Genomic DNA, 21,179 nt, shown 5'->3' on the forward strand with positions numbered 1-21,179 from the left:
TTGTCGGTTGATGTTACCCACTCACAAAAGCGTTCCCAGACATTGGCGCTTTCGCGCTGCTGTAAGGTTGTTGTCATTTGTTTATGATTGCTTTATTTGGTTGTCAATGTTCGCGACGGCTTTGTGTTCCGCCATGTAAATAAACATAAAGCTTTTATTTCAGTTTGTAAAGGCCTTTTAAGAACAGTTTTTCTTATATGTGTCATAAATTATGCTTTTTAAAAGCCAGAAGGCTTGCTATATAAGGAGTTGAAAAGCTGAATGCGGAATTGGTGGACGATCGCCCACGAAAGAAGAATACTCATAATCTACCTGGACAACGAGATTCCGGGCTTGCGTCAGTGTTAAGATAGATGAAGGGTTGCGATCGCAAACCGCAAAACTCCCATTGACATATATATGTTGTTGCACAAGTCCGATCGATAAAAATCCCAAGGAATGTCCCGCAACGTCACCTACAGCCCTGCTTATACTCTGGTTCCCACTTACGAGTGTTTTAACCGCTGCACCTATTGCAATTTTCGGGCAGAACCGCTGCAAAGCCCTTGGCTAACACTCGCAGAAGCCGAAAAACAGCTTTTGCTCCTGCAAACTCAAGGTGTAATTGAAATTCTCATCCTCAGCGGCGAGGTACACCCTCACAGTCAACGGCGAAAAGCTTGGTTGCAGCGAATTTACGATTTGTGCGAACTGGCACTTGCTCTGGGATTTTTGCCGCATACTAATGTGGGACCGCTCAGCTTTGAGGAGATGGCACAGTTAAAAAAGGTAAATGTATCGATGGGGCTGATGCTAGAACAGCTTGCCCCACATTTGTTACAAACTGTTCACCGACACGCACCGAGTAAAGTGCCGGCGCTACGGCTGCAACAGTTAGAATGGGCTGGGGAATTGAAGATTCCGTTTACAACTGGTTTGCTGCTGGGAATTGGGGAAAGTGAGGCAGATTGGATTGAGACGCTGGAGGCGATCGCCCGCATTCATTCGCGTTACAATCACATTCAAGAAGTTATCCTCCAGCCACACAGTCCGGGAAATCAGCAAAGTTGGGACGGTGAAGTTTTTGATGCTACAAAAATGCCGGAAGTAATTGCGATCGCCCGCAGCATTTTACCATCTGAAATCAGGCTGCAAATTCCGCCGAATTTAGTTGCACAGCCAGACATATTACTTGCTTGTTTAGAAGCAGGTGCTAGAGATTTAGGAGGAATTGGGCCGCGGGATGAAGTTAACCCCGATTATCCTCACCTGCAACACCAAACCTTAACAGAAATTTTAGCGGCATCGGGATGGCAACTCGTGCAGCGTTTGCCTGTTTATCCTCAGTACGATAAGTGGCTGCCCCCGACATTGCAAACTACTGTCAAACACTGGAGAGTTAGTCCTTAGACCTTCTTATTTCTTAGTACCCCTCTGCTGCGACTTCGTTTGACAATAAGCCGTTTCAACCGCATAATATATTAATATTTTAAATCAAAGAACCGCCACCATCAATCCAGACTTCAGTACCTGTGATGAAGCTGGAGGAATGTGATACCAGAAATAACACTAATTGAGCGACTTCTTCGCTAGAACCGGCCGTATTATCCGTCAAAGGAATCATGTCTTGAATGGAATCAGGGTCCACTGGAATGCGATCGAGATGGCGCTTAACAGTGCTTTCCTCAATGGCAGTCAGCACCCCGCCCGGACAGATCACATTGACTCTGATTTGGCAGGCTGCGAGTTCTAGCGCCAGCATTTTTGCAAAGGCTACTTGGGCAGCTTTTGAACAAGCGTAGGCCGTGGCACCAACTTTCCTGAAACTTCTGGTGCCATTAATTGATGATGTAATGACAATCGAACCTCCTTGTTTTTTCAGATGAGGAATAGCATACTTAACAGTCAAAAATGTTCCTCTGAGGTTGGTGTTAATTGTCCGATCCCACTCCTCGGGTTCTATCTCCTCTATCGGCGACCATACACCGTTAATACCAGCATTTGCAAACACAATATCAATTCTTTGATATTTGTCAAAAATTGTTTGAAATGCTTGTTGCATTTGCTGAGAATCCCCAACATCTGCGGCAATAGCCAGCCCGCAGCCTCCTTCATTGACCAACTGGCGGACGGTTTCTTGCCCCGTTTCCAAAATGTGATCTATAATAGCAACTTTGGCGCCTTCCTTGGCCATTAAAATTGCTGCTGCATGACCAATTCCCGACCCACCGCCGGTAATAACTGCAACTTTTTCTGAAAGTTTCATATTTTTTTAGATAAATATTTTTTTGGGCGATCGCATAGCATAAAAATAATACTAGAGAGAGGACTTTAGTCCTCACTACAAACAAGTTTCTTTCATCAAAATCATGCAAGTTAAAAGTGGTTTAAGGTACTAATTATAGCGGTAAGGTGTGCAGTGCACACCCTACTTTAGGCAGAGGATTACGTCAATTTTAACGTAGTCTTTACGGCTGTGGCACCCAGACCGAAACAGAACCGGCGTTACACCTAAAATCAGCCCAACCATCGTCATTAGTTGTGATTGATTCTTTGATGTGTTCGGTGATGTCAATATAAGTTCGATTCGGTTGTCCGACTTCCATAAACTTGGTGCCATCGCCTCCGTTACTGAGTACCACAGCCATGCCGCCCGGATGTTCTTCATCTCCGAGTCGCGTCCAGCCAATGGTATTGGCGTGGTCGAAGTAATCGTACTGATTGCCGTAGGAATAAGTTTGGCGCGCGAACAAGAATTTATCGAGAATAAACTGATGTTTGTCTAACCAAATTTCGTATTCGTTGCCATCGTTTGCTGTATCCTTATAGTTGGCGCCATAATAGTCCGGGTAAAAAATGCACGGATATCCTTCGCTTCGCAGCAAGATTAAAGCGTAGGCAAGAGGTTTAAACCAAGCCTCGACAACAGATTCTAGGGATTGCAATGGTTGAGAATCATGGTTGTCAACCAAGGTAACAGCGAGGGTTGGTTGCTGTTGGACGAGGGTGTTATCAAAAATTGTTCGCAAGTCGTAGCTATTGCCGGCTTTGCTAGCAGCGTGGAAGTTGTAATGGAGGGGTGCGTCAAATAAGGAGACTTTACCATCCGTTGCTTGGATGAAGTAGTGCAAAGCTTCCACTTCGTAAGACCAATATTCACCGACGGCAAATAGGTCGCGTTGGGCATAGTGGCGAACGTGTTCCAACCATTCTTGGAAAAATTCTGCTTTAACGTGTTTGACGGCATCGAAGCGAAAGCCGTCAACGTTTGTTGTATCGACATACCACTCACCCCAGTATTTTAACTCCCCGCTGACTTCTGGGTTGTCCATATCTAAATCGCAACCCATGAGGTAGTCAAAATTACCTTTTTCTAAGTCTACTCCTCGATCGAATTCTTTGCCTTTTAGCAAGTAAACGGCATGGGTTTCTGTGTTGTAAACGTTGTAATCAATGGCGTCAAAATGCCACCAATGCCACTCCATGCGGGAATATTTTTGGTCGCGGCCGGGGAAAGTAAAATGCGTCCAAGCTTTGATTTTTTGATATTCGCCTACGGTGTCATTCCGGTTGTCGGGATGGAAGGGTGTGGCTTCGGCTTCTTCTTCTGCATCGGCACCTAATTTGTGGTTGAAGACAACATCGGCATAAATCCGAATTCCAGCATCTTGGGCAGCTTTAATCGCGGCCAAATATTCATCTTTTGTGCCGTATTTCGTGCGTACTGACCCTTTTTGGTCGAACTCGCCTAAATCGAATAAATCGTAGACGCCGTAACCTACATCCATACCGCCGCCAGTTCCTTTATAGGCGGGTGGCAACCACAGGGATGTAACGCCTATTTTGGCTAAATCTTTTGCCGATTTCGCTAGCTGATTCCACAGGCTGCCGTCGTCGGGGCTGTACCAGTGGAAATACTGCATCATCACGCCATTGAGTTGAGACATATATTTAGTTTTTCCTGTTTTTTTAAATTGCGATCGACATTTATGTTCGTAGCTCGCTAGTTTACGTATGTCTGCAATCTATGGTTAATAAATATCATAAAAGATGGGGCTGCTAAAAAAAATCTATCTGTTGATGTATTGACAACAGAATGTAAATTTGATACTAATTTTAGGCAGACTAAAAAATATTAATTTGGTAGCGATTGTGCGGCAACTCGCTCAACTCTGGTGTTCCAAGTACCGTCGATCGCCAATTCAAGCAATCTAAATCCGGGCGGGATTTCGTCAAGGATAATCGGATGGCTTTTGGGTAAAAGTTGGATGCAGGTGCTGGGTGTCCCCAAGTAGGTAACTGAGCCCCGCTGTTGTTGAAATTCTTGGTGAATGTGGCCGCAGAGGACGATTTTGATTTGAGGATATCGATCGACAATTGCGAAAAATTCATCGGCATTCTGCAGCATCATTCCATCCATGATTTCAGAGTCGATCGGCAAAGGATGATGGTGCAACGCAATGATAACAGGTCGATCGCCCGTTTGTTGCAGTTGAGAGTCTAGCCAATGCAAGCTTTCTGGGGAAAGCCGCCCGCCGTCGCATCCGGCTTCCACACTCGAAAGTAATAGAAATTGCCAGTTTCCTAGCATCCATGATTTTTCTGGGGAAAGAGGCGACTGATTTAAGATTTCTGCCATGACTGGGATGTTGTCGTGGTTCCCAGGTATCCAGTAGGCGGGAATTCCGAGGGGGGCGATGAGGGAGACTAGGCGCTGGTAGGATTCTGGTGTTTCGTCTTGGGACAAGTCGCCTGTGAGTAGGAGTAAGTCGGGCGGCGGCTGTATCTGTTGCAGGCGATCGAGAACTGCTTGGAGGGTGCGGGTTGTTGAGAGGCCTTTCCATTCTCGATCGATCTCTGCAAACAAGTGAGTGTCGGTGATTTGGGCGACGAGTAGGGGAGAAACTGGTGTCATGGCTGGTGTTGCGGGCGATCGATGTAGTTCTAGAATAGCCTCGGATGGGTTTTGGAGGTGTGGGAAAAAAGGGCGATTCCCTAGGGGATAGCTGCGCTTTACGAAATTTTTGACAGGTATGTTAAAATTTTCGAGATTTGGTGTACTATAAGAAAACGTCAAATTTCAGACGTGACGGCGGCATAGCCAAGTGGTAAGGCAGAGGTCTGCAAAACCTCCACCCCCAGTTCAAATCTGGGTGCCGCCTTAATTTGTCGAGTGTCAAATTATTTGTCCGCGTTGACATATTGCTGTCCGTTTGACAAATTATTTGTCCGCCTTGACATATTGTTGTCCTGAAAAGAAGATAGCTTACAAAAGTATTACAAATATATTGTGGCAGACCCCTGCCTTACCTTTCAACCCACTCGTAGTCTATGACCATTGAAGCGTTATAACCCTAGAATAATAGCATTCGGTCGAACAAAATAGCTTTCAACCCACCCCTAGTCGGGATGGCCATTGAAGCGTGGCGCACTTAATCTTCCGCTGGTTAGCGTTCTTTCAACCCACCCCTAGTCGGGATGGCCATTGAAGCCTCTTTTCGTAAACGAGCCAAACGTAAACAGCCTCACTTCAACTTTCAACCCACCCCTAGTCGGGATGGCCATTGAAGCACGCTTGCACCTCTTTTATGGTAAGGCTTCTTTAGCCTTTCAACCCACCCCTAGTCGGGATGGCCATTGAAGCGGAGCGGTTTATCGGCAGCCGAACGCTTTTTATCTTTTCAACCCACCCCTAGTCGGGATGGCCCTTGAAGCTCTAAGCGCTTAAACCCTAACCTGACCTGGCTTCCAGAAACAAATTTCGTCAACCTTGGAAATATTGCTCTGGAAACTGTCACAACAGGAGGGTTAGCCATCCCAGAAAAAGCCCAAACTTAGTCTGGCTATTAACTTCAGAAGATTCGTCAACCTCTTGGGGATTTCGCTCCCGCTTGGGTTCACGAAAAAAAATAAGGTGGGTTCCCCCTTGGTCGGAGGTGATTCAGTAGCCACCACTGCGGTAAACCCGCACCCGTATTGCTGGGGGCGCACCTAATTCCTATCCGCAAGGGATAGCAGCTTCGGGGTGGGCAGCCACTAGGGTCAGAAAGCACAACGGTCTTCCAACCGTCAAACTAACCCTCATTTATCACTGCTCAGAGGCTCTGACGAGCATGACCAGCGGCGCTATTTACTATTCTATTGTCAAGGTGCAGTTAGTTGTCAATTAAGTTTTGGAACGTGAGTGATAGACGGAGATCGCTATCTCCTTTGCTTTCTCTTGGGGACTTCCTCTAACTGGCTGCTGTCCCTCTTCGATCGCCATCCCAACTTTCGCTGCTTGACTCTTGATACACTCGATTAGTCTGCCATAACTCCAATTGTGAACGCTAACCCGGTATTGTTTAGCGTAGTTTCGCTGACCTTCTAAAAATTCTGGGCATTTTTGCTGGGCTAAAGCTTGAATTTCGCTTTGGACTATTTCTCGCATATCGCCGAGTTTGGGTAAGACGATGCTACTAGCTTGGTATTTTTGCGCGGTCGCGATAATCTCTTTGGCTAGTAATCTATCTACATATTCCCCTAACTCCGATTCTCCAAAACGGTTAGGGGCAGCCTGTTTTTGGGCGCTGTGTCGCTGTTGGGAAGTGCGCTGTTTTTCCTGTCGCTGGCGGTTGAGTAAATGGTAATTTTTACCAAGTAGCTGTTTGACACTGCGGTAAGTCAGGGGTTTAGATGAGATCGCATCTACTACGGCGATGGTAGCAGGTTTTTCTAAGCCCAGGCTCACACCAACGAGAATATGAGGTTGCCCCTGATATAAAGGTTGACTGGGGCGGGGGAAAGGGTTATTAATACGAGCTAATGTAGAGTTTTTGCGCTGAATAAAGGCTTGCTGATTTTCGTTAAGGTTGCCTTTTTCTTTGGTTTTGGTGAGGACTTTGGCAATTTCGGCGGCTTTTTCTTGCTTGACTTGTTCTGTACCTTCGGCAGTCCAGAGACGGGTATCAACGGTGCAGTAAAGGGTTAAGCGGTGGACGTTCCAAGGTTCGCTTTTTCCTTCTCCTTCTTGCCAAGCAATGCGGCCGCTACGGAGGGTGAAAAGGCTGCTGGAATGTTGGTTTTTGCTGGCTCGTTTGATTTGTTGGTCTTCTAGGAAACGATTAAACCAAAGGATTTGACGCTGATCGCAATATATCTGACAACTGTATTCGCTTAAGCCGTTAAATTTGACGCAGAGGCGGTTTGAGGGGTTTTTAAACCAGATTAGGTCTTCGTTGGTTTCGTAGGTGACGGGGAAGGGTAGGGTGCTGGGTTGTTTCAAGAGGCGGTCTTGCCAGGATTTGGCTTGGGCTTCGCTTTCGGGGAAGGTGGTAGATGCGATCGCTAATGTTTCTAACCATCTAGCGTTTGTTAAGTCTCTACCTTTGGGCATTCTGGCGGTTAGCTGTTCGATGAGGCGCTGGATTTGGATTTCGACTCGGCGGCGACGTTTGGCAAATTTTTCTGGGTCTTCTTCTTTATCGGTGAGTTTACAGCCGTTTTTCAACAAGTAAGCGATCGCGCTTCGGTTCAAGTTGTCTTCACTTTGGCGGTAGGCTTCAAACAAGCTGTGAGATAGGCTGCGGTTAGTTTCGGAAACTTTCGGTTTTTTTGCTCTTTTACTTGTTTTTTTAGGCTTGGGAGAGTCGGGGAGGGCTGAGTGCGGAGTAAATTGAGCCAAGATTTCAGCGGCTTTGGTGCGAAGGGTGTCTAAGGTAATGCCGTTAGTTTCTACGAGTTCGGCATCGCTTTTGAGCATTTCTAGCCAACGGGTTTTGCCTTCGAGTTGGTATTGCAACCGTTTCATTAAGGCTAACCAAGATTTGTAGATGTAGTTAACGAGGGCGATCGCACTCATGTAAAAGCGACTGGGTTGGCCGACATACCGGGGGTCAGTTTTGAGAGATTCGCAAAGCTGTTTGATCAGTCCTGCGGGGAGTTTGCCGTTTTGTCGCCACGTCGGGAAATCAGGGTGTTGGCCAACTTGTTCTAGGAGTTCATTGATGAGGGGCGTGTTTTTCTGTGCCATTAACTCCCAAAGTTGACGGCGGGTGGACTCATTGGCGATTAGGCGACACTGGATGGTGATTTGACTCATGGCTGCTTTTAACAGTAATGTTCCAATACTAACATAAATGTATAGATATAACATAAGTGTACAAATCTAACATAAATGTATAAATCAGCGCTCCTGTAGAATGAGTTTCATGGAAGAGCGCTTTTTTACGACTAAGCAGGCGGCCCAGATTGCAGGCTGTACGTTACGTCAGTTGCAGTATTGGCGTGAGAGTGGGGTGGTTGTCCCTGTGATTACGGAAACGGGGACGGGGAGAAGTATTTACTACTCTGAGGAAAATTTGGTGGAGTTGGCGGCGATGGTTTATTGGCTGTCGGTGGGTTTTACCTTTGAGGTGGGGCGGGAAGTGCTGAAGACGCTTAAGGAGCAGTATCCGGGGCTTTTGAGCGATCGGGAGCAAAAACGGTTAATTTTTGTCAAGGAGTCGCAGGGAGGAGATTCTAAGCTGGTAGAGTTCGATGTGGAAAAAGTAGTAGCAGCTTGGGCTGAGGGTAAGTTTGTAGTACCGGTTTGGTTAGATGTGATTTATGGGCGGTTGCGTGAGAGAGTGAATGTGAGAGTGAGGGTGTAAAGTGCGATCGCTTAAACTGGTAGAGTTTGATTAGGAGAGTGCGATCGCATTCTTAAAATCTGGTCAGCCTGTAATTCCGGTCTGGTTAGATCTGATTCATCAAGGGGTAGCTAGTAAGCTGGTGAGTTAGGTGCGATCGCATTTATCAGGAATATTTTTTTCTTAATATTAAGTATTTTTTCATGGGTAAGCTAACTCTGCCACAACTGGAACGACATCTGTTTGCCGCCGCCGATATCCTGCGGGGCAATATGGATGCTTCGGAGTTCAAAGAGTATATTTTTGGGATGCTATTCCTCAAACGCGCTTCGGATGTGTTTGAGCAACGTTATGACCAAATTCTACAGGACAATCTGGCACGGGGACGCACGCAAGAAGATGCGAAACTGAGGGCGGAAAATCCCATGAGTTACCAAGAGGCTTTTTTTGTACCGGAAAAAGCGCGATGGGCTTATATTCGCGATGAAGTACATGAAAAAGTAGCAGATGGATTGAATAAAGCTTTAGGATCTCTGGAAGATAAGAACCAAGCTTTAGCAGGAGTATTAGGTCACATTAATTTTAATCGTCAGGTGGGAAAGAGTCGGATTTCTGATTCTAAGTTGCGCGAATTAATTCAACATTTTAGTAAATATCGATTACGAAATGAAGATTTAGTGTTTCCCGATTTATTGGGTGCAGCTTATGAGTATTTGATTAAAGATTTTGCTGATTCTGCGGGGAAGAAAGGGGGCGAATTTTATACGCCGCGTGAAGTGGTGCAGTTGATGGTGAGGCTGATGAAACCACAACCAGGGATGTCTGTTTATGACCCTTGTTGTGGTTCTGGAGGTATATTAATTCTGGCACAGCAATATGTTGAAGAGTGTGGCGGCGATGCCAGAAATTTAGCGCTTTACGGGCAGGATAATAACGGCGGCGTGTGGGCAATTTGTAAGATTAATATGCTGCTGCACGGGATTCGGGACGCGGATATTCACAATGATGATACGCTATTTAATCCCTTACATATTGAAGGCGGGGAACTCATGCGGTTTGACCGAGTAATTAGCAATCCGCCTTTTTCCCAAAACTATAGCCGTGAAGGGATGGCATTTCAGGGAAGGTTTACGCATGGATTTTGTCCAGAAACGGGGAAAAAAGCAGATTTAATGTTTGCTCAGCACATGATGGCGGTGCTAAAAGATAATGGGATGATGGCAACGGTAATGCCTCATGGGGTGCTGTTTCGGGGGGGTGAAGAGAAAAAGATTCGCGAGAGTTTGATTGAGAAAGATCGTTTAGAAGCGGTGATTGGTTTGCCGCCAAATTTATTTTATGGGACGGGGATTCCTGCTTGTATTTTAGTGATGCGTGGCCGTAAAGATGCCAAACCTGCGGCACGTAAAAATCAGGTATTATTTATTAATGCCGATGCGGAATATTATGCAGGTCGCGCTCAGAATTATTTGCGCCCCGAACATATTGAAAAGATTACTTGGGTGTTTGAAAAATTTAAGGCTTTACCGGGTTATTCGGCTGTGGTGACAAAGCAGGAATTAGCAGACAATGATTATAACTGCAATATTCGCCGCTATGCGGACAATGCGCCACCGCCAGAACCACAGGATGTGAAAGCTCATTTATTGGGAGGAATTCCTAAAGTTGAGGTAGAGGCAAAGCGTCCCTTGTTAGAGGCGCATGGATTCGATCCAACTAGAATTTTAGTGGAGCATTGTTAATGGATTATTTAGATTTTATTGCCTCAATTACGGAAAGAGGGCAGATTAAAAATTTTATTGAATCTGATGCTGGCGTTCAACAACAAGAAGGTAAGCTTTATAGTGTGTTTGCTGCTTGGTGGCAACTTCATGCACCAGATTTGGGCGAGTTGCCGAAAACGAAGAAAGTGATGGAACTGCGAGGGGAGTTTTTGCATTCGTTTGTTGATAGCCTGGAACCTGTGGGTTTACTTGACCGCTTCAAGGTTGCGGGTGTGGTGGCGAGTTGGTGGGATGAAGTGAAGTATGAACTCAGAACGCTGTCAGAATCGGATTTTGGCGGGTTGGTTGATAGTTGGGTGGATACGATTCGGGATGCTTTAGAACAGGATGATGAGACACAGAAAAATCAGACGAAGTTCGACCCGCTCAATCATAAGCTGGTGGTGCGGTTGATGCCGGACTATCTGGAGGAAATTGCGGACGCTGAGGCGAAAATTGCCCAGTTAGAGCAGCTTAAGGTTGCGTTTGAAGGGGGGGAAGAGGCGGAGGCCCAGGAGGGAGAAGCCAGCGATGAGGAAGCGGAGGCGGTTAATTTTGCTAAGGAGTTGGAGACAAGGCTCAAGACTCTGAAAGGTGCGATTAAGGAGCCGAAGAAGGAAATTAAGGATTTAAGGAAGAATTCGCCGTTGTTGAATGCGGCTAAAATCGCAGAACTTGAGGCGACGGTTGAGCCGATGGAAGCGGAAATTGCCGAGATTGAGAAACAACTGGAACCCTATAAGGAAATTAAAAAGCAATTGAATGAAGCGAAGGGGAGGCTGAGAACGCTGAAGAATGAGTTGGTGAAGCGTTTGGAAGCGGCGCGTGCGGCGTTGATGGATGAAAAGTGTCAGGAGTTGGTGTTGGCGATTTTCAAGGACGGCTTAATTGCTGAGTTGGAGCGATATGTCACGGCTCACCGTCAGCAGGTGATTGTGACGGTAGAGAATTGGTGGGATAAGTATCGGGTGACGTTGCAGGATATTGAGGGGGAACGGGATGCGGCGCGTCAGCAGTTGAGTGAGTTTTTGAGTGTGTTGGGGTATTATGCGTGAAACTTTGGTTAAGACTGAGGAGTTTAAGGATTCGCCAGTTGGCAGGATTCCAAAAGATTGGGAATTAAGAAAACTAACAGATATTGCCTCTTATCAGAACGGCAAATCGTTTCCTTCATTAGACTATTCTGAAAGTGGCAGACCTCTGCTTCGACCTGGAAATCTGCCTGATGATGATTTTGTTCTCTGGGATGAAGCTCATACAACATACCTACCTTTAAAGTGGGCTGAGTTGGCACCTGATTACATTGTTCTTGGTGAGGAGCTAGTCATGAACTTGACAGCTCAATCCCTCGATGATCAGTTTTTAGGTCGTGTCTGTATGACACCGCCTGATACATTTTGCCTTCTAAACCAAAGAATTGCCCGTTTTCGAGCTAAAGATTGTTATCTTCCCTTCTTATTCTGGGCGCTTAAAGGCACTTACTTCAGAGCGCAAATTGATCGAATTCCTCAAGGTACAAAAGTTCAGCACATTTACAACTCTGACTTGGATGCGATCATTCTGCCGATGCCAAAAGAGCAAAGTGAGCAGAGAGCGATCACAGAAATTTTGTTTACTCTATCTGCCCTCGTTCGATCACAAGAATCCCTCATCGCCAAGCTCAAGCTGATGAAGGCTGGACTGCTGCACGACTTGCTGACACGGGGGTTAGATGAGAATGGGGAATTGAGGGATGCGATCGGACACCCCGAACAGTTCCAAGACTCACCACTGGGACGAATCCCGAAAGATTGGGAGGCTACTACAATTGGTGAGCAAGCTTCTACGAGTTCAGGTTCCACTCCAAACCGTAGTAACCCAAAATATTGGCAAGATGGCACAATAGCATGGGTAAAAACAGGCGAGGTAAATTACACATTTATTCAGGATACTGAGGAAAAAGTAACACAAAAGGCACTGAGTGAAACTTCCTTGACTGTTTATCCAGTTGATACAGTCCTCATGGCTATGTATGGGCAAGGAGTTACACGCGGCAAAGTCGGAATCCTCGGTATTGAAGCAACTACTAATCAAGCCTGTGCTGCAATTATCCCCAAAGACAATAAGTTAGTATCACGCTATCTATTTCATTATCTCAGCTATTACTATGATGAGATAAGAAGTATAAGCCACGGATCTAACCAGTCAAACCTTAACGAACGATTAATAGCATCATTTCCTATCCAATTACCACCAATCAAAGAGCAAATACGAATTGTTGAAATGATCGATATCCATGACACTCGTATCCGCACAGAAGAAGCCTACCGCGACAAGCTCAAACTCCAGAAACAAGGACTGATGCACGACTTATTAACCGGAAAAGTGCGAGTTAATTCTCTAGGAGATAAATAGAATGACTTTAGTAGTTGCCTTGATGATAAATGAGCTTCCAGCTATTTTAGGAGATGTATTAATATCTGGATATGAATTAGAGCAACCTCTATCTATTCCAACGATTGGTGATATTTATGAAATTTTCCCAGAAGGCACTGGCTGGAGTATTACAGACTTAAAACAAAAAGTTAATATTATTGATAACAATTTGATTATTGGTTGGGCAGGTAGCCCTCTAGCAGCTACGGTAATTGTATCCGAATTAAAAAATCGACATTCTAGCCAATCATTTACAAAAGAATCTCTTGAAAGATTTTTCATTGAAATCAATAATGATATAAACAGATGGATAGGAAAACAAAAAGTTGGTTTTATTGGATATATTAAAGATTCGGAGGGATTCCATTCGTTTAGTCACTCATTTAATGGCGTTCTAATTCATGAACTAAATCTTCCTAGATATGGAAACATAAAAATCTGTGGGTCTGGAACCTATGATATGGAACAACTACTTAAGCAAGTTTCCAGATGTTATTCAAATAGTAACCTAACAAATTTTGATAATGTTGTGATTGAGTTACTTACGTTGTGCGGATGGTTCTTTGCTGATGAGATGTCAACTTCCAGAAGTTTATTACAATATTACGGTGGAGCATATGAAGTCGCTACTTATATAGAGGAAGAGAAGAGTTTCAAGAAAATAGATGATATTACCTATTTAACTTGGATAGTTCAAGATATTAATATAAAGCCTAAGATTAGTTTGATATCTAAAATATTTAAGGTCGCATATGTGGATAATATATTATTTGTTTATACTATTGACTTTAATTTTTTACAAGAACCAACTGTTGGTCGCTACGATTCCGAGGAATATATAAAAATTCTTCCTACTACAATCAATCTCTACCATATTTTACCTCTTAATACTAATTTAAAAGATAAAATGTTTGAAATGCCTAAACAACAAGAACTCCCCGATTTAATAAATTCAGAGTTTAATTGTAACTATTTGTTTCTTGTTACTATAGAACCTGAACAACCTTCTGGAGCTGAGGTTATATGTAAACCTCTACGTTCTAGCAATAAAAAATCCAATTACATAAAATTTATTTTTGAAGATGAACAATTATTCCTAATTGTGAAATCTACTTATTTGGAGTATCTAAAAAATAGTTTCAATGTTTCAACAAACTCCTGAATACCTCTACTCTGAAAAGCCTACCATCGACCAACTTATCAGCATGGGTTGGCGGCATATCGAGGGCAGTTGGGATAATCCCCAAGTTACCGATCGCGAGAACTTCAAGCAAGTCTTAATTGGCGATCGTCTAAAAATCGCCATCAAGCGCATCAACCTCGATGACAGCGGCAATCCTTGGCTCGATGATACCCAAGTCAATGCCGCCGTGAGTCAATTAGAGCGTCTGGGCGCACAAAGACTAATGGAAGCCAATCAAGCCGCTACAAATTTACTCCTCAAAGGCACCACTGTTCAGGGACAAGACGGCAAAGACCAAACCGTCCACTTCATCGACTTCGAGCATCCCTACCGCAACGAATTCCTAGCCATCAATCAATACCGAGTAGACCCCCCTTGGGCAACAGGCAAAGGGGGGTTTATCGTCCCGGACATCGTGCTACTCGTCAACGGCATCCCCCTCGTCGTCATCGAGTGTAAAAGCCCCAACCTCGATAAACCAATCACCCAAGCTATTAGCGACCTTTTAAAATATTCCAACCAGCGAGGTGCTAGCCAACCGGAAGGTGCAGAAAAGCTATTTCACTACAACCAGTTAATGATAGCCGCCTCTAGAGGACGGGCACAAGCAGGAACCATCGGCGCGAACTACGAGCATTATGTCGAGTGGAAAGACACCACTCCCTGCCCCCAAACCGAAATAGCCACAGAACTCGGCGTTACCGAACTCAACTCGCGCCAAATGCTTATTGCCGGGATGCTACAACCCGCCAACCTCCTCGACATCCTGCGAAACTTTACCCTCTTCAAAACCAGCGACAGACGCACGATTAAACTCGCCCCCCGTTACCAACAATATCGGGCAGTCCACGAAGCAATCAGGCGACTCCTCCACAACCCAAGCCGCACGCAACATGGCACTGATGACCAACGTGGTGGAATCATCTGGCACACCCAAGGTTCCGGCAAAAGCCTGACAATGGTGTACCTGATACGGAAAATTCGCACCATCCCCGCCTTGCGCCGCTTCAAGATAGTCGTCGTTACTGACCGCACCGACTTAGAAAAGCAACTATCCGAGACAGCCGTTCTTACAGGCGAACCCTTACAAAAAGCGAAAAACGTCAAAAAGCTAGAAAACTACCTCACACAACCCGGTGCAGGCTTAATCTTCGGAATGATTCAAAAATTCAAAGGTGGTGAAGACTCAGAAGAAGAAGAAAAATTTGAGCCTATGCCGAAAAATCTCAATTCTTCTGAGGATATTTTAGTGCTAATTGATGAAGCGCACCGATCGCACGCCAGCACCCTCCACACGAACCTCTTGACAGCATTACCCAATTGTGTCCGAATTGGTTTTACTGGTACTCCGATCGTCCAATCTGCCAAGAAAACGACCAAGCAAATTTTTGGTGATTTTATCGACCAATACAATATCCGCCAATCTCAAGAAGATAAAGTTACTTTACCGATTCTTTATGAAGGGTTAGAAGCCAGAGGTACAGTCACCCAAGGCGATGACCTAGATAAACTATTTGAAATCGTATTTCAGGATAAAACCCCAGAAGAACGGGCGCAAATTAAAGCTAAATACGCGACTAAAACCCAAGTCTGCGAAGCGCGAGAACTGATTAAAGCCAAAGCTAAAAATATGCTGCGTCATTATTGCGATCGTATCCTTCCCGGAGGTTTCAAAGCGCAAGTTGTCGCCTCAACTCGCCTCGCCGCCGTCCGTTATCAAGAAGCATTTTTAGAAGCCCAAAGAGAACTGGTGCAGCAACTAGAAACTCGCGCCCCCATCCTGCAAACTTTCGACACTGAAACCCTAGAAAACCTGAATGCAGAAACTCGCTTTCTCGCCCAAGCCTTACCACATTTAGAAACAATCCGCCGCCTAGAATTTGCGGCAGTCATTTCTGCCGATAAAGATGACGACCCCTACTGGAAAAAGTGGACTGATAAGAGTCAACAAGAAATCAATATTGCTAAATTTAAAGATCCTTTAGCCAAAAACTGTTTAGCAATTTTAATTGTTAAAAGTATGCTATTGACGGGATTTGATGCGCCGTTAGAACAAGTTTTATATTTAGACCGAGGAATGAAAGAATATGAACTATTACAGGCTATTGCCCGCGTTAACCGCGTTCATGATGAGACTAAAGAATATGGCTTAGTCGTAGATTATTACGGCGTGAATCTAGCAGAAGCTTTAGCAATTTACGAAAAGGTAGATACAGAAGCCGCTTGGTTTGATATTCGGGGAGAGTTGCCAAAATTGCGAGATAAACACCAGCTAGTCATTAATTTATTCAGCCAAAGCGGTTGCACTATAGACGATTTAGACGATTGTGTTGACGTGCTTAGGGACGATCGTCTCAGAGTCGAATTCAACAATTATCTTAAAGACTTTCTCGACACCTTAGACACAATTTTACCCCGTACCGAAGCCCGTTATCCTTATAACTTTGTCAAAGATGCCAAAAAATTAGGTCTAATTAAAAAATCTGTCGCTGACCTTTATCGAGATGAAAAACTCAACATTGTCAGCGCCAAAGAAAAAGTCCGGGCATTAATTGACCAATATATTGAATCCCAAGGAATCGATCCAAAAGTTCCGCCTATTGATATTATGTCTCTGGATTTTAAAACTCACGTCCAGCGGCATCGGTCAATTAAAGCCCAAGCAGCCGAAATGGAATTCGCCGCCCGTTACCACATTGATATCCACTATGATGAAGACCCAGTTTTTTACAAAAATTTGAGCGATAAACTGCAAGAAATTCTCGAATCTTTAGCCGAAAACTGGCAAGAAAAAGTAGAAGCTTTGCGGAAATATATCGAAGAAATCCAAACAGGTCGCCAGACCGATGAAACCGGGTTAGACCCGAAAACTCAACTGCCATTTCTAAATATTTTAGGCGAACATTCGGACAAAAACCTCACCGAACTTGCAGCACTAACCGTCGAAATTGTCAACCACATTAGGCAAGAACTTCGACGGGTAAATTGGGACAGACCTGTCGTTCAAGAAGATTTAAGAAAGTGGATAGCCGGGTATTTAGATGATAAGGATGCAGTGAATTACGAACAATTAGAAGCAGTGGCAGATAAACTGGTACAACTTGCCCGTAAAAATCGCGATCGGCTAATCTTATGACAACACTAACCTTTGGCGACCTTTCCTTTAAATTGCGCCCGAGTGCCAAACGTCGCACCATCGGCATCACTGTCGAACGAGACGGTCAATTAACTCTGTCAACTCCCCCACAAGTGCCGATTGAAACATTAGAAAAAGTCGTCAACGAGAAGCGCTTGTGGATTCACAGTAAACTAATCGAGAAAGAATCTCTCAATCCTCCCACCCCTGCTAAAGAATACGTTTCCGGGGAAAGCTTTTACTATCTGGGACGCAGCTACAGCCTCAAACTGGTGGATGGCGTGGAGGGAAAGCCACCTTTGAGATTGTATCAAAGTCGTTTTGAGTTGCAGCGAGAAGCGCTGGCGCAGGGGAGAGAAGCTTTTATTCGATGGTATGGCGATCGCCTTTCGTCAATTTTAGATACACAAATTGCTGCTTTGGTCGATGGCCTCGAAGCTTCTCCCCGTTCCGTGCAAGTGCGAGATTTAGGCTATCGCTGGGGTTCCTGCGGGCACAAGGGAGATTTATATTTTCATTGGCGAGTGGCGATGCTACCGCGAACCATGATTGAGTATGTAGTGGTTCACGAGTTGGTGCATCTGATTGAACCGCACCACAATCATGCGTTCTGGGATAGGCTGGAGCGAATGGTGAATGATTGGTGCGATCGTAAGCGTTGGTTAGCCCAGAATGGGGCAAGTTATGACCTTTAGGGATAGGTGAGAAGTGGGTGCGATCGCAGTTGCAACCCGCTCATTTCACTTTGCCATTACTGCAATAGACACTATCCGCTTTCCCCCTTGTGGGTTAAGGGAAAGCCAAGCAGTTATTTCGTTTCAGGTTTCTGTTCGGCTATATCAGGAAACGAACACTCTACTGTAATTTTTAGGTTACTTTTAGCCGTTCCTTTTGTTACATAAGGAACACCTGCTTCGCCACCAAGTTCAATACCAAATTCTAATGTAACTTTGTCGATGTTGGCGATCGCAACTTTCTTAAAAGCACTCAAGGTATAAACCGTATAGGCATGAATCGTTGTTTGAATTTTCTGAAAACTTTGAATCGCTTGTTTTTGTAGGTCATCACTCAGTCCCTTTTCATCGAGTGATTCTTCTGCTTCCTCATTTTCTGCGGATTCTTCAGTGCTGACGGAGAGAGTGTCCACATTTTCTGTGGCTTCAATGTAGATAACAGTTCCGTCTTCTAATTTAATAGGCGCGAGTTTAGTCATGGGATAACATCCTAGTGAGCTTATTCTTCTTTACTGGGTAAAGAAAGTTATTTTTGGATACATTAAGTATCTATCTTAAGAGGTAGCTTTTCCGGAAAGCTCGGCGAAAGTTTTGTATAATCAGACAATACTTCTGGTCTAGCGCCTTATGAGCCAAGAGATACGTCGGGATGCTTTGATTGTTGGAATCAATACTTATGAGTATCCCCGCCTTAAGGGTTTGAAAGCCCCTGCACAGGATGCTGAGGCGATCGCACGAATGCTCACAAAGTATGGGAACTTTCGAGTGCGGCGACTCCCAGCAGTCAAGGACAAAGAAAATCTCGAAAATGACTTGGGTCGTGTGGGTCAGACAACTCCAGTCACTTTGACCCAGCTAGAGGAGGCGTTAAACCAACTCTTTTTACCAGAGGGAGATTATACTCCAGAAACAGCCCTGTTATTCTTTTCGGGTCACGGGTTGCGAAAGCAAAAGGGCAGGCGATATGAAGGCTATTTAGCAACTAGCGATGTGAATCCCGATAAACACCACTGGGGCTTTTCGTTGCAAGACCTGCGCGAGATATTGCAGGATAGTCCAGTGCGACAGCAGATTGTTTGGCTCGATTGCTGTCACAGTGGTGAATTGTTCAATTTCAAGGAGAATTCCCAAGAGACAATTTTTATTGGGGAAGAGAATCTCGATGAAGCTGACCCCGGTAACCAGGAAGAGCGCGATCGCTGTTTTATTACTGCTTCTCGTGCGTTTGAGGTGGCTCGTGAAAAAGCCAGTGGCACTCATGGATTACTAGCAGCAGCATTGCTGAAAGGACTTAACCCAGAAGAACGGCCGGATGGTTGGGTGACGACGCACACCTTAGCTGATTTTATCAACAAAGAGCTAAAGACGGAAACACAACGTCCTCTTTGTCACAACTCTGGCAGCCCAATTATTCTTACCACCTGTAAGCCAAAATCAGTTAATTCACCGGATGAAGGGATTTGTCCTTACAAGGGATTGGAATATTTCAAGCAAGAAGATGCTCACTTTTTCTGGGGGCGGACAGCGCTGACGGATGAGTTGATTGAGCAAGTTCGCATAGATAATTTTATTACTGTTTTAGGAGCATCCGGGAGTGGTAAGTCTTCGGTTTTAAGAGCTGGATTACTCCATCAATTAAATTTAGGTGTCAAGTTAACAGGCAGCAATCGCTGGCAAATTTATCAACCATTTACTCCCGGTGAGCATCCCCTTCAGAATCTAGAAGCAGTAATTGGGAGAGCAGCGAATGAGTTGAATCAGCTAGTTACCGAAGCCGAGACGAGTCGCGTAGTGTTGGTGGTCGATCAGTTTGAAGAATGCTTCACCATGTGTCAAGACAGCAGGGAACGAGAGCAATTTTTTGATTGCCTCCTGAATGCTGTAGAAGGGGAAGACAACAAACTTTGTCTGGTGTTAGGGATGAGGGCAGATTTCCTAGGCAAGTGTGCTGAATATGCAGGATTAGCTAACAAGATTGACAAACATTTGGTAACAGTAAAGCCGATGACTTCAAAGGAGTTAGAAGAGGCAATTATTAAACCGGCTGAACAAGTCGGCTTGCAAGTTGAGCCACAGTTAGTTACGCGGATGATTGAAGACGTGGCAGACTCACCAGGAAGTTTACCACTGTTGCAGTACACGCTGATGGAACTCTGGAAAGCTCGGCGGGAACCAGTAATGAACTGGTTAACTCTCTTTTGTTACGAGCAGTTAGGTGGCGATAAAGGTGGAATTAAGGGAATTCTGGAAAAACGAGCAAATGAGGTTTATGAATCTCTAAATGAAGAGGAGAAGCCTGTTGCTCAACGAATTTTCTTAGAACTCACTCAGCTTGGTGAAGTAGCAGATACTCGCAGGCGGGCGCGTAAAGAGGACTTAATCAATTCTCAGCATCCAGAGGCGTTGCTAGATGGGGTGATTAGGAAGTTGGCAGAAGCCAGGTTAATTACTACTACTGAGGCAGGATTAGTCACTACTACTGCTCAATCAAAACCTCAGGATTTGCCACCAACTCAAACTGATGTATTGATACCTAAGAAGCTAAAGCCTAATGCTGTGATTGACATTACCCATGAGGCTCTAATTCGTCATTGGGAAAAGCTGCGGGATTGGGTAGAAGATTACCGAATACCTTTAGGAATCGAGCGCCGGATTGAAACTGATGCTAAAGAATGGACAGCGAAGGAAAAACCTGAAGGGTTATTACTGCGGGAAGGTAGATTAATTGAGGCTGAAGATTATCAAAGGGATTACCTCAATCTTGGCTTCCTCGATGGAGTTGCTCAGGAGTTTATTGAGGAGAGTATAAAACTTCGAGATCGCCTACAAAGAGAAAAAGACGAGCAGCTCAAAAGAGAACAAGCTCTGAATGCTTCTTTAAAGCAGACGTTAGCTGACAAAGAGAAGGCACTCACTGAATCTATTCTGCGAGAGCAATCAGCCAGGGTGTCGAATTTACTGCCTGTTCAACCCCTAGATGGGTTAGTGCTGGCAATTCAATCAATGGGGCTGAATTTAGATCAGTTAGGTGAAGAGAAGATTCTTGCTCCCGTTCAGGGAAGTCTCAATGAAGCGATGAAGATGGCGAGGGTGCCAATCACTTTGGGAGAGCATGAGGATTTTGTCAGGTCAGTCGCCTTTAGCCCCGATGGCAAGCTGATTGTCAGTGGTAGTAATGACAATACGGTGCGGTTGTGGGATACCAAAGGCAACCCCGTCACTCAACCTTTCCAGGGACATGAGGATTTTGTCAGGTCAGTCGCCTTTAGCCCCGATGGCAAGCTGATTGTCAGTGGTAGTCACGACAAGACCGTGCGGTTGTGGGACATCCAAGGCAACCCGATTGGTCAACCGTTTCGA

General features: G+C 45.0%; 14 protein-coding genes, 1 tRNA gene and 1 CRISPR repeat array. Of the genes, 10 read left to right on the forward strand and 5 right to left on the reverse strand.

The genetic code is table 11. From position 1 onward, the window contains the following. Window positions 1–438 precede the first annotated feature (438 nt). Window positions 439–1,389, forward strand: a complete 951-nt coding sequence (gene cofG / locus QUA90_RS00005) for a 7,8-didemethyl-8-hydroxy-5-deazariboflavin synthase subunit CofG (RefSeq protein WP_333443182.1) — start codon at window positions 439–441, stop codon at window positions 1,387–1,389. A gap of 79 nt (window positions 1,390–1,468) precedes the next feature. On the opposite strand, the gene QUA90_RS00010 is transcribed toward cofG, so the two are convergent. The 3 genes from QUA90_RS00010 to cpdA all read right to left on the reverse strand — a co-directional run bounded on the left by QUA90_RS00010 (window position 1,469) and on the right by cpdA (window position 5,056). After that, window positions 1,469–2,245, reverse strand: coding sequence for an SDR family NAD(P)-dependent oxidoreductase (locus tag QUA90_RS00010; protein ID WP_333332600.1), 777 nt, complete (start codon window positions 2,243–2,245; stop codon window positions 1,469–1,471). A gap of 202 nt (window positions 2,246–2,447) precedes the next feature. After that, complete coding sequence (locus QUA90_RS00015) at window positions 2,448–3,926, reverse strand: alpha-amylase (protein ID WP_333332602.1); 1,479 nt, start codon at window positions 3,924–3,926, stop codon at window positions 2,448–2,450. A 188-nt stretch (window positions 3,927–4,114) separates the two neighbouring features. Then, window positions 4,115–5,056, reverse strand: coding sequence for a 3',5'-cyclic-AMP phosphodiesterase (gene cpdA, locus QUA90_RS00020; RefSeq protein ID WP_333443184.1), 942 nt, complete (start codon window positions 5,054–5,056; stop codon window positions 4,115–4,117). A gap of 14 nt (window positions 5,057–5,070) precedes the next feature. Here cpdA and QUA90_RS00025 point away from each other — a divergent pair. Further along, window positions 5,071–5,141, forward strand: a tRNA-Cys gene (locus tag QUA90_RS00025). A gap of 224 nt (window positions 5,142–5,365) precedes the next feature. Next, a CRISPR array of direct repeats spans window positions 5,366–5,694; the repeat unit is 37 nt; unit sequence CTTTCAACCCACCCCTAGTCGGGATGGCCATTGAAGC. Window positions 5,695–6,145: 451 nt separating this feature from the next. Here QUA90_RS00025 and cas12k read toward each other — a convergent pair. Then, complete coding sequence (gene cas12k, locus QUA90_RS00030) at window positions 6,146–8,059, reverse strand: type V CRISPR-associated protein Cas12k (RefSeq protein WP_333443186.1); 1,914 nt, start codon at window positions 8,057–8,059, stop codon at window positions 6,146–6,148. A gap of 109 nt (window positions 8,060–8,168) precedes the next feature. Between cas12k and QUA90_RS00035 the strand changes: the two genes are divergently transcribed. The 7 genes from QUA90_RS00035 (at window position 8,169) to QUA90_RS00065 (ending at window position 17,780) form a co-directional block, all read left to right on the forward strand. After that, window positions 8,169–8,609 (forward strand): MerR family transcriptional regulator, encoded by a 441-nt coding sequence (locus tag QUA90_RS00035; protein WP_333443188.1) that lies wholly within the window; start codon window positions 8,169–8,171, stop codon window positions 8,607–8,609. A 182-nt stretch (window positions 8,610–8,791) separates the two neighbouring features. Further along, the gene (locus tag QUA90_RS00040; protein ID WP_333443190.1) at window positions 8,792–10,330 is read left to right on the forward strand and encodes a class I SAM-dependent DNA methyltransferase; all 1,539 of its coding nucleotides are present in this window, start codon (window positions 8,792–8,794) and stop codon (window positions 10,328–10,330) included. Next, window positions 10,330–11,406 carry a hypothetical protein gene (locus QUA90_RS00045; RefSeq protein WP_333443192.1) on the forward strand — a complete coding sequence of 359 codons (1,077 nt, stop codon included), beginning with the start codon at window positions 10,330–10,332 and terminating at the stop codon, window positions 11,404–11,406. The genes QUA90_RS00040 and QUA90_RS00045 overlap by 1 nt, the downstream gene beginning before the upstream one ends. Continuing rightward, on the forward strand, window positions 11,399–12,745 hold the full coding sequence (locus QUA90_RS00050; protein ID WP_333443194.1) for a restriction endonuclease subunit S: 1,347 nt from the start codon (window positions 11,399–11,401) through the stop codon (window positions 12,743–12,745). Before QUA90_RS00045 ends, QUA90_RS00050 begins: the two co-directional genes overlap by 8 nt. 1 nt (window position 12,746) lies before the next feature. Next, window positions 12,747–13,928 carry a hypothetical protein gene (locus QUA90_RS00055; protein ID WP_333443196.1) on the forward strand — a complete coding sequence of 394 codons (1,182 nt, stop codon included), beginning with the start codon at window positions 12,747–12,749 and terminating at the stop codon, window positions 13,926–13,928. Next, on the forward strand, window positions 13,909–17,085 hold the full coding sequence (locus QUA90_RS00060) for an HsdR family type I site-specific deoxyribonuclease (protein WP_333443198.1): 3,177 nt from the start codon (window positions 13,909–13,911) through the stop codon (window positions 17,083–17,085). Before QUA90_RS00055 ends, QUA90_RS00060 begins: the two co-directional genes overlap by 20 nt. Continuing rightward, a complete protein-coding gene (locus QUA90_RS00065) occupies window positions 17,082–17,780 on the forward strand; it encodes a SprT family zinc-dependent metalloprotease (RefSeq protein ID WP_333443200.1) in 699 nt (232 codons plus the stop codon). Before QUA90_RS00060 ends, QUA90_RS00065 begins: the two co-directional genes overlap by 4 nt. A 113-nt stretch (window positions 17,781–17,893) precedes the next feature. Here QUA90_RS00065 and QUA90_RS00070 read toward each other — a convergent pair whose 3' ends face one another. Then, entirely contained in the window at window positions 17,894–18,298 is a 405-nt protein-coding gene (locus QUA90_RS00070) for a CU044_2847 family protein (RefSeq protein ID WP_333443202.1), read from the reverse strand. Between the two features lie 148 nt (window positions 18,299–18,446). On the opposite strand from QUA90_RS00070, the gene QUA90_RS00075 reads away from it, so the two are divergent. After that, window positions 18,447–21,179 (forward strand): nSTAND1 domain-containing NTPase (locus QUA90_RS00075; protein ID WP_333443204.1); only part of this gene is annotated, 2,733 nt, incomplete at its 3' end.

It is taken from the genome of Microcoleus sp. D3_18_C4, assembly GCF_036702355.1.
GTDB lineage: Bacteria > Cyanobacteriota > Cyanobacteriia > Cyanobacteriales > Microcoleaceae > Microcoleus.

What these genes read in the sequence shown, in the direction of transcription:
- cofG (WP_333443182.1), top strand. Translation starts at nt 439, where the DNA reads ATGTCCCGCAACGTCACCTACAGCCCTGCTTATACTCTGGTTCCCACT.
- QUA90_RS00010 (WP_333332600.1), bottom strand. Translation starts at nt 2,245, where the DNA reads ATGAAACTTTCAGAAAAAGTTGCAGTTATTACCGGCGGTGGGTCGGGA.
- QUA90_RS00015 (WP_333332602.1), bottom strand. Translation starts at nt 3,926, where the DNA reads ATGTCTCAACTCAATGGCGTGATGATGCAGTATTTCCACTGGTACAGC.
- cas12k (WP_333443186.1), bottom strand. Translation starts at nt 8,059, where the DNA reads ATGAGTCAAATCACCATCCAGTGTCGCCTAATCGCCAATGAGTCCACC.
- QUA90_RS00035 (WP_333443188.1), top strand. Translation starts at nt 8,169, where the DNA reads ATGGAAGAGCGCTTTTTTACGACTAAGCAGGCGGCCCAGATTGCAGGC.
- QUA90_RS00040 (WP_333443190.1), top strand. Translation starts at nt 8,792, where the DNA reads ATGGGTAAGCTAACTCTGCCACAACTGGAACGACATCTGTTTGCCGCC.
- QUA90_RS00045 (WP_333443192.1), top strand. Translation starts at nt 10,330, where the DNA reads ATGGATTATTTAGATTTTATTGCCTCAATTACGGAAAGAGGGCAGATT.
- QUA90_RS00050 (WP_333443194.1), top strand. Translation starts at nt 11,399, where the DNA reads ATGCGTGAAACTTTGGTTAAGACTGAGGAGTTTAAGGATTCGCCAGTT.
- QUA90_RS00055 (WP_333443196.1), top strand. Translation starts at nt 12,747, where the DNA reads ATGACTTTAGTAGTTGCCTTGATGATAAATGAGCTTCCAGCTATTTTA.
- QUA90_RS00060 (WP_333443198.1), top strand. Translation starts at nt 13,909, where the DNA reads ATGTTTCAACAAACTCCTGAATACCTCTACTCTGAAAAGCCTACCATC.
- QUA90_RS00065 (WP_333443200.1), top strand. Translation starts at nt 17,082, where the DNA reads ATGACAACACTAACCTTTGGCGACCTTTCCTTTAAATTGCGCCCGAGT.
- QUA90_RS00070 (WP_333443202.1), bottom strand. Translation starts at nt 18,298, where the DNA reads ATGACTAAACTCGCGCCTATTAAATTAGAAGACGGAACTGTTATCTAC.